The sequence below is a fragment of the Maribacter arenosus genome (assembly GCF_014610845.1).
Taxonomy (GTDB): Bacteria; Bacteroidota; Bacteroidia; order Flavobacteriales; family Flavobacteriaceae; genus Maribacter_A; species Maribacter_A arenosus.
Genome location: NZ_JABTCG010000007.1, coordinates 95,114 through 109,996, shown reverse-complemented (window position 1 = coordinate 109,996; position 14,883 = coordinate 95,114). Strand labels below are relative to the sequence as shown.

Genomic DNA, 14,883 nt, shown 5'->3' with positions numbered 1-14,883 from the left:
TTGATAAGGTAGATATGGAAGTATCTGTAATAAGAACTGTTCCTCCTGCTGCATCAGTAAAAGTATAGGTGCCGTCACCATTATCCACCAAGGCCACAGTGCCCGCGGCGGCGTTGATCTCGTCGATTGCGGCCTGTACGTCCGTGGCAACCAGGCCGGAGGTCGTATTGTCGTAATTAACCTCGGCTGCAGTTTGGCTATCTGTACCGACAAACGCAACGGGCGAACCGTCTCCATTGTCAAAACTATAGATACCGCTGCCTAAATCGGTTAGACTAGATTTGTTTATCGTTTGTGGAGTACCGTCCTCATTGGTATAGGTGATGGTACCATCAAGATTATCAACCAAATTAGTAACAGTCTCAGCAGGTAATATGATTACTGTTGAGGTTCCCGCTTCATCAATATAGGTAAGCTCGCGTGTAGCAGCATTGAAAGTCAATGCACCAACATTCAATGGAATATTGGTCAATAATCCCGCTTCATCCGTATAATCCAAAGAATTACCATCAACCCCTAGAGTCAGATTACCAACATTAAGGGGTATTAGATTCGTAATGTTATTCTCATCAAGGTATTCCAATGAATTACCGTTCAAAGTCAGTGTGGTCAAAGATTCCGCAGGAAGGATCGCGGTAATAGGAGCCCCACCATTCTCTAACTCTAAAGTAAGTCCACGAGTGGCTGTATCATAACTAAAATCCAAAACCTGTTGACTATCGGTTGAAGTCAGTTCCCAAGAATCCCCATCCCAAAAATAGATGGTACCGGTATTGGTATTCACATAAATATCACCAGTATCGGCTCCTGCCGGAGTCACCGTTCCTGGTGCCGTAACATCAGGTCCACTGAGAACCTCACAGTTACATTGATCTTCTAAGTTGACCGTAGTCTGCGAAAATGCAAATCCTGAAAACAGAAGAAAAATCAGAATTAATATCTTTCTATTCATGACAACGTCTTTACTATTAATGGTTTGGTGTTTCAAAATCATTTAATTAGTTGGTTTCTTATCATTGAATGGATAATCCATTCAACATTAAATTTTTCGAATACCTTTTACCTATAAAATTGAATATGTTTTTAACACTATAAACTCTGATATTTTGGTTAAGGCATTCACTCATTTGGGTTCGTTTGATTCGATACAATTCTCACAACGGAACAAATCATACCAATTACACTTTACAAAATTAACGGTATACCATCCGTGGGAAAATATTTGTTGTGTAAGTGTCGTTTCGTATAGCCTAACTATAAAAAAAATGAGGTTTCCATGGATTTTTCTAATGGTTTTATGACTATTCATTGGTCGATCAGACTCATTATATCAATACTTTCCAAGTGTTTTCGGGTAGGAAAAATCCTCATTAAAAATTGTTTAACGACCAATAAACCATGTTAATTTTTATTGATCCTGTACGTAATTCTTCTGTTGGTTATCACGGTATTTACCCGAACTGTTAAAAGGGCCGTATTGGAGGTTTTTGAAGTACATTTTATAAGATTACTGGAGAGGGGATGATTCAATTTCACGTTCTTTAGAATCGCTACTTATTATCGAAGAATAAAAGTAAGCATAGAGCATTCCAAATGATGAAATTGCAGGATAGATTTAAAATCTATTCACTTTGTGCCATCAATTTGATTTCAATTCTTTATTAGAACAAATACGATATTTAACCAAAAAGAAAACTTTTAACTACTGGCAATTGAATGTTAGTTAATTGATTACTAAATAATTGAAGAAAAATTGATATCGCTAAATAGCTGTGAATTAATTCCCATTCACCCGATAGGTTATTCTACGATTGGTTATTATCGTTTTTACCTTTATAATACTATAAGGAGAAAACTCTGAAGTAGAATTGGCAATTGTTGCCGTGGCTGTGATAAATTCACCCAATACAACTCCACTAGGAAGTGGAATTCTAAATTCATATAGGTTGGTATTATCCGTATTACCATCAGCATCTGTATATAAGGAAGATCCGGTGTCTAGGTCGCTCACACTACCTTCAACAGCGGTTCCCAGATAGGTTTGACCTTCACCATAGTCCGTTGATAACCCTAGTTGGTTATCTCCCATGGCAGCTGTTCCTTCATTAATATCCGTTAGAAAAACTTCTATTGTTGCACCTGGTCTGGACCATCCTTTTATGACCAAATTAGGGCCAGAAATATAGGCCGCTGTAATTATCGGAAAATTCGCAAGACCATTTTCACCACTATCGCTATCACCATTGTCATTTAAGGTCACGCCATCATCCCCGAGATCAATTCCTAAAGCCGGAGAGGCCATGCCATTGCTATAGAAAGAATTTTGTGAAATTAAATTTCCCGAGGTGTTCCCCCCTGCCAATACGAGTCCTGGACCAGCATTGGAGGCTATTATATTGTTGGTTATCGAGGAATTATTTCCATCCAGTCGAATACCCGCATTCTCAACATTTCCACCACAATTGCCTCCATCTTGTCCTGAGGAGGTTACTGTGTTCTCTGAAATGACCACACCACCTGAGATTCCGTCACCGTCTATAGCCAAACTTGCGGCATTTTCAATTAAATTATGTTGAATAATAATGCCAGTACCACTCTGTATGGTAATATTGTCATCACAAGCGTCATCTCCATTCCCTGTAATATGATTATTTTGAATGGTTGTGGAAGTTCCCCCATTAATAAGTATCCCGGCATCTGTATTCGTTGCTATATAAGTACCATCAATAATCGCTATTCCCCCTAATATTTCGACCCCATAATCTTTATTTCCACTGTTGACACCTGCCGCATTAACACCAATAAGTGTATTTGTAATCGTTGTTGAACCTCCGACAACTCGAATCCCAGCATTGTTATTACCATGAACAGCAATATTTCGAATTACAACTAAATCCCCCACGGTGTTAATAACATCTCCTCCACTGCGATTTAACTGAATTTCCGGTAATTCGTAATTGGGTAGATTTATTGTAGATACACCAACTGGGGCTCCACCTGAACCTATAGTACCCGTATTGGTATCCCCTGAATATGCCGTTTGGGTTCGACCATCGATTATAGTATTCATACCACCTACATCTGTTAACGGGCTTCCATTCGAGATAACAATATCGAATATTCCGCTTGTATAATTTGAATCGGCTGTTCGCCCCAATGGATCTCCCGTAGATGGAATCATAAATATAGAGGTGTCCTCTCCTGCTGCGGGGTCAAAAATGCTATTGGCTACAATATCCAATCCGATTTCATCAAGTTCATTGGAATTTAGAATAAATTGTTCCAGTGAGCCTTGGCCATCTTCATTGGTATTTACTATCGTATTGAAGTTAAATCCAAAATCAAGGCCAACGACACCTTCACTTGTTATCGTCACGGTTGACACTGATTGTGCATTGGTTAACGTACCCTCTCCAGAATCTACTCCCGAAGGATTGGCTCCACCCACTTCATTAGTTATATCAGCAAAACCGATTCCTGTTGTATAATTTCTTCTAAAAGTTTGAACTGGCAAACAGCTCCCACAAGCAGTTCCCCCTCCTCTCGTTGATGCTACCGTTCCATTTACCGCTCTAATACTATAACTACCATTGGCCATTCCACCAAATGAATAGTTACCAGAGGCATCCGTAACCGTGGATTCTACAAAAACACCCAAACTGTTGTATAGCTCCATTGTTACCCCTTGAATTGGTATACCGCTAGCTGCTACCCTATTTCTACCCGTTCCCCCACCATAATTAATATCCTCAAAGATTTTGCCCACAATTAAATTACTTGGAACTTTTACCAGTACTAAATTCGAGATTACAAAATCCTGACCGGTATTAACATTCACTGTAATCTGAGAATCAGTTGGAGCTATATATGGTGAAATATCATAGGTATCCAAATCAACCCCATAAGAATTTGTAATATTAATATTTGGAAGAATAGTATTATCATAAATAGTGGAATTATAGGCATTGTTACCTGTTTGGCCCCCATCACCTGTCATGGTAAAATTAGTTCCCAATTGATTGGTAACAATTAAAGATTCCCCATTTGGATTGGTTGTGCCAGCACTATTTCCATCCAAGGTGCTATCACCTTCCCAGGACAACGCTGTTGTTTTGGCCCCAGTAGCTCCAATGGCAAAAAAACCTGATAGTGTATATGAGTTTGAGGTATTACTTTCTCCCTTGAAACCATGGTATAAATTTATAGATACCGCAGGTAACGATGTCTCCTCATAGAAAATGAGCAAAGACCAACCTCCCAAGGTAGTAGCCGTTGAACAATATTGTGCAAAGGTGTCCGTGTTATCAATATTTAGACCTGAAAAGTCATATACATTTGTAGACGGGTTTGGGATGCCTTGAATTATTGAGGTAACATCGCTTAGCATCCCATAAAAAATTCGATTTCCACTCAAAGATGAAGTGTAGGCAATATTGGCATTAACCGTTTGGCCTTCAAAAATTATAGAAGTATCCGGATTTTGGTTGGAATGTGCCCATAACAAATATGCCTTTTCTATAGTCGCCGTCCCCGGAATGGCAGTTGTTAAACCCGTAACAGTTGATGTTGGTACTATAGAACAGGGATTTCCCGTATTGGGTTGATCTCGCAAGGATCCTCCAGTGACTGCATAATCATAATACCCATTAAACTCTTCAATTAGTGTTAAGGGAACATCGGATAATATGACCTCGTTATCCACAATTGTACCTATTCCCACATCACCTATATTCACAGAAGCATCAGAAACTGAAGTAAACTGGATGGTAAAGTCTTTATCTCCATCGTATAGGCTATTATCTATTATAGGAATGGTTATTTGCTCCGTATCGCCTGCAGTTCCGTTAAAACTGAGTGTGCCCGTACTTGACATATAATCAGTACCGGCGGTAGCTGTACCATCAACCGTTTGGTAATTTACGGTAAATGATCCACCCGTATTTGTGCCAATATGGGTAGCCGTGAAGACGGCAGTACCATCATCCTCATTGACGGTTATATCATCTATGGAAATTCCGGGAGGAACAGTTCCCGAAAATTGTACATTATCTATTTCATAAGCTTCCGAGGAACCCCAGTCTCCACTATTTGTGACAAATCGTATTTGGGAGGAAGCAGACATTTCATCGGCCGCAAGATTATAATTCACTGTTCCCGAACCATTAAGTGTTGCTACCGTATTCCAACCTGTACCATTCCACAAATCAACATCTATACGTTCATTTCCAGAAATCTCGGTATACGTCATTGACAAGGTAACCCCTGTTGCTCCTGCTAAATTCAAAGCACGGCTAAGGATAACCCCATCCATATTTTGAATCCTTAATCTATTTGAACCGCCATTTATATAAATTCGGCCATTAGTAGGATCACCGTCTTCATCATCAACCCAATTGGCCGAATAATTCATGGTTCCATTGTTATTCGAATAGGAGACAGTATTGAAATTATCCAAAAAGGTATCCTGCCCATAAAAAGACATACCCAACAGTAAAAAAAACATAAGAAATGAATACCCTTTTAATTTATACATTACTATTCGCTAAGTTAAATTTTGATAAAAATACCTTGATTGCTTATTTTGTGGTAATTATTGTTGTATAACCCCCGATTTAATAAGTGAACATTCAAAAACTTGGTGTTTCTTGTATTGCAAATGTGTGCATTTCATAGATAAACCCAATAAAATTGGATAATTACACAGGTATTTAAAAAGAAAAAGGGCAGCCATTATAATGGCTGCCCTTTTTAAAAATATCAATTGTAATTCTTATTCCAGGATTATGAATTCTGACCTACGGTTTTTTTCATGCTCCGCCGCCGTACAGCGTACCCCATTCTCGCAATGGTTCACCAATTTGGTTTCCCCATATCCTTCCCCTTTTAATCGATCTTCGGAGATGCCTCTTGAAATCATATAATTGACAGTTGACTCGGCCCTTTTTTGGGATAACCAAAGATTGTATGCATCACGACCACGACTATCTGTATGTGAATTCACCTTGATTTTAAGGCTCGGATATTTTTCCATGGCGGCAATTACCTTTTGTACTTCTATTTCCGAATCCTTACGGATATTATACTTGTCAAAATCAAAATAAATGGTACTCAACTGAAGTAACTTAGCCAAATCGTCTCCAAAACCTGCCATAACCTGATCTCGTTCCAAATAGAAATCAATGATATTGGGCTTCCCATCCGATTTCCCCAAATACTCCTCTGAAGGAACATACCCTTGCATTAAAGCTCTGACAAAATTTCCTTGATTACAATCCACAGAAAGCTTGTATTCTCCTTGAGAATCAGTAATGGTTGTCAATAATTCTTCATTATTTTCATCAATAACTTTTACCGTAGCACCCACCAAAACATCATTGGTGATTTTATCCCTTACCGTTCCTGATATGCCTTGATCACAGACGAGCTTTAGGGGTATGGTTTCCACAAATGAATAAATATCATCTGCCCCTTGTCCACCTTCCCTATTGGATGCGAAATACCCATTTCTGGTATCTTCATCAAAAACGAATGTAAAATCATCCATTTTACTGTTAACCGGCTCCCCAACATTCACCACAGCACCTTGATAATCGTCTAATCCGATCTTTGCAGCAAATACATCGAGCCCCCCAAGTCCTGGATGACCGTCAGACGACAGATATAAAACATTTTCGGAAGTTATATACGGAAAAGTTTCTCTGGCCTCTGTATTAATATTGCTCCCTAAATTCTCAGGGGTTCCAAATTTCCCATCATCATATACAGCCACACGAAAAATATCGGACTGACCCAAAGTGCCAGGCATATCGGAGGCAAAATACATTGTTTTCCCATCGGCGCTAAAAGTAGGGTGTGCCGTAGAATAAGAATCACTATTGAAAGGAAATTCCTCTATATTCGTCCAGACCCCATCCACAAGAGAAGCTCGTAATATTTTTAATCTTATTATTCCATTTTCATCAGTAATATACTTACCATCCTTAAAATTATTCCTTGTAAAATAAAGGTATTTCCCATCATTGGTAACAACTGAGGTCGATTCGTGCAATCTGGTATTGATATCATCCCCTAATTTGGTGACCCGATTATTGTCCAGACTATCAGTATTTACCTTGTACAAGTCCAGAAAATCCTTGGAGTTCCATGTGTGTCTGTACTTTGCCAAATTACCGGTGTCCCTGTCCGACGAAAAAATAAGGCCTTTTTTATAATAGGAAGGCGCAAATTCAGAGTACGGGGTATTGTATTCAAATGGCTTGATTTCGTACCTACCGGAATTCTTTTTAATTTCTTCTAAATAATCCTTTTCATTCTTATAAAACCCTGCACGAACATCATCAGCGGTTATTTTACTGAATTCATCCATCATCCCTTTTGCAGCCTCATAATCCCCCAAACTTTTTAACGTTTGGGAATACCTGAAATAATATTCTGGCCCAATATCCGAAGTATAATCTTTCAATAATCGTTTATACGTCTCCGCAGCTTCCTTATAATCGGCATTGAAATAATAGGAATTGCCCAAATTTTTCAATAAATCAGCGGATACAAATCCTTTATCTAGGACTTTTTTGTATATATCAATGGCAGGACTGAAGGAATACTCCCGATACTTCTGGTTGGCCTTTGTAATAAGTTTCTCTTGGGCCCAAGTATTTTGACCGACCAAGAATACCAAAACAATTCCAAGTATAAAATTTCTTTTAATCATCTTTAATTGCTTTTAGAAGAATCTAGGTGAAACAAGGTTTCGGAAGGCTTTAACCAATTCATACCTTAAAAAAACCTCGAACGACCCGTCATTGAACTGAGTACCTCCTAAATCTGTTGTTTCCCTATCATAAGCCAATCCTAACATCAATTGTTCCGAGATCTGAAAACCTGCCATTGCGCTCACTGCGGCGTCCCATCTATAAGCCGCACCGAAAGAAAACTTCTCGTTAAACAAAAAACTTGCGGATAGATCTACTTGTAGAGGGGCTCCTCCCACTACCTTGGTCAATATTGCAGGCTTGAATTTCAGGTTCCCGTTCAAATCAAGAACATAACCTGTTATAAAATAGAAATTAATGCGTTCTTTCGATAAAAACTGAACATCGTTCGAATCTTGTTGACTATTATCAAAATGGTTTGTTTCCAACAAATTTGGAGCGGAAAGACCCGCATAGAAAGAATTTGTATGGTAATATACCCCAACACCGACGTTAGGCGAAAACTTATTCTCAATATTATCCTGATTCACAGGTTCTACATCAAAATTACGTAGGCCTTGAAAATCGAGGTTAAGTAAATTTCCCCCAGCTTTTAGGCCGAATGAAAGTTTGCCCTCCCTGGAAACATCTACGGTATAAGAAAGTACGGCGTCAAAATAAGTTTCCTGGACCACGCCATTTCCTATTTCATCATTAACAATTGAAATACCATAACCCAACTTACTGTTTCTTATTGGGGAGTGAAGGTTTAAGGTTTGTGAGGTAGGTGCACCATCCAAACCAACCCATTGGGAACGGTATAATGCCGCTACACTTAATTGACCCCTTGAACCCGCATATGCCGGATTAACACTCATGGTATTATACATATACTGTGTATACTGGGCATCTTGTTGGGCAGATACAATCGTGGTAGAAAGTATTGTCAACAATACTATAATGCTATTTCTTAAGTTCATAAATAGTATAAGGTGTTATTTACTGACATAGATATAACCGCTGTCCGTAGTATTTTGACTATTATTCTTTTGGTATTCAAAGATATAAAAATATATGCCCGCTGGGAGATAGTCCTCTGCACTTACCGTCGACCTTCCTTTAGACCTACCATCGAATACGTTATTTTGGTTGTTATAATCTTTACCTTCATATACCGCAACACCCCATCTATTAAAAATCTTCAAGGAATTGTTCCTGGCATTTCGAACCCCTTTTATGAATAAAAAGTCATTCTTACCATCCCCATTTGGTGTTACCATTTGATTTACCAATATAGCTTCTTCCTCAGCAATACTAACCAGAACCGTAACAATGGCAGTATCACAATTTGAAGGATTCGCAACTTCACAGATGGAATATTCTATGGTATAAGTACCTTCATTAGTATCTGGTGTTACCTCGATAGTTCCATCAGGATTAATGGTTAATTGGTCTGTTGGGGTAGATGTCAAGATAACGTCATCAGGATTTAAAGGATCCCCATCCAAGGTGTCATTGTTAAATATATTGCTATCAGGAACAATACCTCCAGTTGTACCATCAACAAAAATACTGCTGTAATCATCATCCACAGCATCGATTATGGCATAGGGGGTGCCGACTGTTACCGTTACCGTTGCCGTATCGCAATTTTCCATAGAATCGCAAATAGTATACTCAAATGTGTCCGTACCGTTAAAACCAGTATCGGGGGTATAGGTCACCGTATCGTCATTGGGATCATCAGGTGTGCCTCCATCATTGATCATAACCGTTCCGTTTGTAGCATCTGTTACTGTTAATGTCTCAATATTCGGTACGCCAGTATCGTTTGCCAATATATCGATGTCCACTGGGGTATCCTCATCGGTGGAGGCCGTATCGTCAACAGCGTCCAACATCGGTGGTGTGCCCACCGTTATGGTCACCGTTGCCGTATCGCAATTATCCATCGCGTCACAGACGGTATACTCAAACGTGTCCGTACCGTTAAAACCAGTATCGGGAGTGTAGGTCACTGTATCATCGCTTGGGTCGTCGGGCGTGCCGCCGTCATTGATCAAAACCGTTCCGTTTATAGGATCCGTCACGGTCAAGGTCCCATTGTCAGGAATACCCGTATCGTTCGCCAGAATATCGACTGTTACAGGGGTATCCTCATCGGTGGAGGCCGTATCGTCAACTGCGTCCAACATTGGTGGTGTGCCCACCGTTACGGTCACTGTGGCCGTATCGCAATTTTCCTGTGCATCACAAACCGTATATTCGAAAGTGTCCGTACCGTTATAACCGGTATTGGGGGTATAGGTCACCGTATCGTCGCTTGGGTCGTCGGGCGTACCCCCATCATTGATTACAAGGGTGCCGTTTGTTGGATCCGTCACGGTCAAGGTCCCATTGTCAGGAATACCCGTATCGTTCGCCAGAATATCGACTGTGACAGGCGTGTCCTCATCGGTGGAGGCCGTGTCGTCAACCGCGTCCAACATTGGTGGTGTCCCAACTGTTACGGTAACAGTTGCTGTATCACAATTATCCATCGCATCACAGACGGTATATTCGAAAGTGTCCGTGCCATTGAAGCCTGTATCAGGGGTATAGGTTACCGTATCATCGCTTGGGTCTTCGGGTGTGCCGCTGTCATTGATCACAAGGGTACCGTTTGTAGGATCTGTCACGATCAAGGTCCCATTGTCAGGAATACCCGTATCGTTCGCCAGAATATCGACTGTTACAGGGGTATCCTCATCGGTGGAGGCCGTATCGTCAACTGCGTCCAACATCGGTGGTGTGCCCACCGTTACGGTCACTGTGGCCGTATCGCAATTATCCATCGCATCACAGACGGTATATTCGAATGTGTCCGTACCATTGAAGCCTGTATCAGGGGTATAGGTTACCGTATCATCGCTAGGGTCGTCGGGTGTGCCGCCGTCATTGATCACTATCGTCCCGTTTGTAGGGTCGGTTACGGTCAATGTCCCATTATCAGGAATACCCGTATCGTTCGCCAGAATATCAACTGTGACAGGGGTATTCTCATCGGTGGAGGCCGTGTCATCGACAACGTCCAACATCGGTGGTGTGCCCACCGTTACGGTCACTGTGGCCGTATCGCAATTATCCATCGCGTCACAAACGGTATATTCGAATGTGTCCGTACCATTGAAGCCTGTATCAGGGGTATAGGTCACCGTATCATCGCTTGGGTCGTCGGGCGTACCCCCATCATTGATCACAACCGTACCGTTTGTAGGATCCGTCACGGTCAAGCTCCCATTGTCAGGAATACCCGTATCGTTCGCCAGAATATCGACTGTGACAGGCGTGTCCTCATCGGTGGAGGCCGTGTCGTCAACCGCGTCCAACATTGGTGGTGTCCCAACTGTTACGGTAACAGTTGCTGTATCACAATTATCCATCGCATCACAGACGGTATATTCGAAAGTGTCCGTACCATTGAAGCCTGTATCAGGGGTATAGGTTACCGTATCATCGCTTGGGTCTTCGGGTGTGCCGCTGTCATTGATCACAAGGGTACCGTTTGTAGGATCTGTCACGGTCAAGGTTCCATTGTCAGGAATACCCGTATCGTTCGCCAGAATATCGACTGTTACAGGGGTATCCTCATCGGTGGAGGCCGTGTCGTCAACGGCATCTATTTTTGTATCAGCAGGGAATACGGTAACAGTTGGATCGTCAGGGTTACCATCGCCATCAATATCCCTATTGGTAGGGTCATCTGGATCGTCTGAAAGACTGCTTATTGTACCAACATCAGGAATATTTCCGCTTACCGTTGCAGAATTGCTAAAACTACCATTATCAATATCCGCTTGGGTAATAATATATGTTGCCCTAAAAGTCGTATCATCCACTGCTCCTGGCTCTAAGATTTCCAAAGGACCTCCTAACACTTCTACCAGTGGATCGGTAATGGTAATATTTCCTACAGCTACAGTACCAGTATTCGTTACCGTAAATGTAAAGTCAATCGCCTCTCCAACCTGTGCTAGGCCATCACCATTCTCGTCAAAAAATTCGTCCACTTTCAATACCGTAATATTAGCATTACCGACTGTTGGATCAAGGTAATCGGGCGTGCCGTCGCCATCGGTATCGTCGTCGGTGGGGTCGCCATCGTTGTCGGCGTCCTCATCGGGGGTGTCGATGCCGTCCCCGTCATCGTCAAGGTCCCTATAGTTCACGTCCTCCGTACCGTCCGTGTCGGGAAGGTCATTGGCGGGATCATCTATCTCATCGTTCACATCGAAGCCGTCGTTCACATCAGAGCCCTCATAGCCATCGTCCAGGCCGTCCCCGTCACTGTCAGTGCCCGTATAGGTCTGGTCGGGGATGCCATCGAAGTTGAAGTCGTTCCCCTCGTTGTTGTCCGCCACCAGGTCGTTGTCCGTATCCGTATCAAGATAGTCCAACTCGTCCGTGCCGTCAGTGTTCACGGGCACCAGCCCATCGGGATAGGCCGAGTTAACACCGTCGTTGGAGGCATAAGTGGCAGCGTCATCGTTGTTGGGCGCCACATAACCGGCAGTGGTCTGGGCCTCCACATTGTCAGGGATGCCATCGTTGTCCGAGTCGATGTCCAAATGGTTCGGGTATCCATCCCCGTCACTGTCCAATGGATCGGTCAATGGGTCATTGTCCCCATCAAGGTTGGGATCCTCGGTGGCATCCAAAATACCATCGTTGTCATCGTCAAGGTCCGTGCTGTCAGGTACCCCGTCACCATCGGTGTCCGTGCCATCATCGGTCGGGTCCAGGTAATCTGGTGTGCCGTCGCCATCGGTATCGTCGTCGGTGGGGTCGCCATCGTTGTCGGCGTCCTCGTCGGGGGTGTCGATGCCGTCCCCGTCATCGTCAAGGTCCCTATAGTTCACGTCCTCCGTACCGTCCGTGTCGGGAAGGTCATTGGCGGGATCATCTATCTCATCGTTCACATCGAAGCCGTCGTTCACATCAGAGCCCTCATAGCCATCGTCCAGGCCGTCCCCGTCACTGTCAGTGCCCGTATAGGTCTGGTCGGGGATGCCATCGAAGTTGAAGTCGTTCCCCTCGTTGTTGTCCGCCACCAGGTCGTTGTCCGTATCCGTGTCAAGATAGTCCACCTCATCGGTGCCGTCAGTGTTCACGGGCACCAGCCCATCGGGATAGGCCGAGTTAACACCGTCGTTGGAGGCATACGTGGCAGCGTCATCGTTGTTGGGCGCCACATAGCCCGAAGTCGTCTGGGCCTCCACATTGTCCGGGATGCCGTCGTTGTCCGAGTCGATGTCCAAATGGTTCGGGTATCCATCCCCGTCACTGTCCAATGGATCGGTCAATGGGTCATTGTCCCCATCAAGGTTGGGATCCTCGGTGGAATCCAAAATACCATCGTTGTCATCGTCAAGGTCCGTGCTGTCAGGTACACCGTCACCATCGGTGTCCGTGCCATCATCGGTCGGGTCCAGGTAATCCGGTGTGCCGTCGCCATCGGTATCGTCGTCGGTGGGGTCACCATCGTTGTCGGCGTCCTCGTCGGGGGTGTCGATGCCGTCCCCGTCATCGTCAAGGTCCCTATAGTTCACGTCCTCCGTACCGTCGGTATCCGGTAAGTCGTTCGCAGGGTCGTCGATCTCGTCGTTCACATCGAAGCCGTCGTTCACATCAGAGCCCTCATAGCCATCGTCCAGGCCGTCCCCGTCACTGTCCGTGCCCGTATAGGTCTGGTCGGGGATGCCGTCGAAGTTGAAGTCGTTCCCCTCGTTGTTGTCCGCCACCAGGTCGTTGTCCGTATCCGTGTCAAGATAGTCCACCTCATCGGTGCCGTCAGTGTTCACGGGCACCAGCCCATCGGGATAGGCCGAGTTAACACCGTCGTTGGAGGCATACGTGGCAGCGTCATCGTTGTTGGGCGCCACATAGCCCGAAGTCGTCTGGGCCTCCACATTGTCCGGGATGCCGTCGTTGTCCGAGTCGATGTCCCTAAAATTGGGATATTCATCGGTATCGGAATTTATTGGTGTTAGTCCCTCACCCGATCCAGGGGTATTTTCGTAATGGTCATCAAGACCATTGCCATCGCTATCCATTCCACATGGTTCCTGAAATGCTTCAGTGGTTTGCGCTTCCAAATTATCCAAAATACCATCGTTATCAGAATCCAAATCCCTAAAATCAGGAACTCCATCGGTATCCGTATCTAATGGCGTCAAGCCCTCACAAAGACATGCGGGTTCATATTCATCGTCTAAACCATTATGATTTCCGTCTTCTCCAGAAGGAGGAATAAATCCTGAGGTGGTCTGAGCCTCGACATTATCCAAAATACCATCATTGTCCGAATCAATATCGACATAATCAGGAATATGATCACCATCAGTATCAATTGGAATCAATCCACCACAACTTCCAGGAGTTTCTTCATAATGGTCATCCAAACCATTGCCATCACTATCAATTCCACATGCTTCGATAAAACCCAAAGTAGTTTGGGCCTCCACATTATCCAATATACCATCATCATCAGAATCCTTATCACGATAATCAGGTATTCCATCCTGATCGGTGTCCGTTGGATTTGTCGACGGGTCATTATCCCCATCTAAATTCTTATCTTCTATGGCGTCTATAATTCCATCACCATCATCGTCGATATCAACATCGTCTGGAACCCCGTCTTCATCCAAATCGCCACCTGTCATTGGGATAACAATACTGTTTGTACTGGCGTAGGTAGGGTTTAAGCCAATAACAAGCAAACTAAAAACCAGCAAAAATCTCAGAGATACAGTAAAGAGTAACCTGAATTTGGGATATGTAAAATTTTCCATAAGTATCAGCAATTATTTACCAAATACCAAGGTCAAAAATAGGAAGTTATGCAAGAAGTGGGGCTTCTAGAATAAGTAATGCAAGATATATTTAAATTTTCGATGTACAAATAGAATGAAAAACATTAATACCAAATTTCTGTTAACAACGGAATTCATCGACGAAGTGCAGGGTAAGGAAAATCTTCAATCTGCTTATCGATGATAATCAACATTTTACATTGTATTCCATAATTAAATAATCCTCCCATCCTTGCATTTGTACTGCATGGGAAGTTCGTTTGAATTATACCATATCCAAGAGTTACAATCAAAATACCACAGGGTTCTTTTAATACTGAAAAGAAGCTTCCAAAAGG

The 14,883-nt window shown here is 43.1% G+C and carries 5 protein-coding genes; all 5 read right to left on the bottom strand.

Translation table 11 applies throughout. The features are described 5' to 3' along the window. Positions 1 to 952: hypothetical protein (locus tag HPE63_RS17195; protein ID WP_188315542.1), on the bottom strand; the 952-nt coding region annotated here is incomplete at its 3' end. Between the two features lie 825 nt (positions 953 to 1,777). Beyond that, positions 1,778 to 5,503 carry a beta strand repeat-containing protein gene (locus HPE63_RS17190; RefSeq protein ID WP_223198207.1) on the bottom strand — a complete coding sequence of 1,242 codons (3,726 nt, stop codon included), beginning with the start codon at positions 5,501 to 5,503 and terminating at the stop codon, positions 1,778 to 1,780. A 267-nt stretch (positions 5,504 to 5,770) separates the two neighbouring features. Further along, positions 5,771 to 7,711, bottom strand: coding sequence for an OmpA family protein (locus tag HPE63_RS17185; RefSeq protein WP_188315540.1), 1,941 nt, complete (start codon positions 7,709 to 7,711; stop codon positions 5,771 to 5,773). A 12-nt stretch (positions 7,712 to 7,723) separates the two neighbouring features. Continuing rightward, positions 7,724 to 8,671, bottom strand: coding sequence for a PorP/SprF family type IX secretion system membrane protein (locus HPE63_RS17180; RefSeq protein ID WP_188315539.1), 948 nt, complete (start codon positions 8,669 to 8,671; stop codon positions 7,724 to 7,726). Between the two features lie 15 nt (positions 8,672 to 8,686). After that, positions 8,687 to 14,524, bottom strand: coding sequence for an Ig-like domain-containing protein (locus tag HPE63_RS17175; protein ID WP_188315538.1), 5,838 nt, complete (start codon positions 14,522 to 14,524; stop codon positions 8,687 to 8,689). Between the last annotated feature and the right edge of the window lie 359 nt (positions 14,525 to 14,883).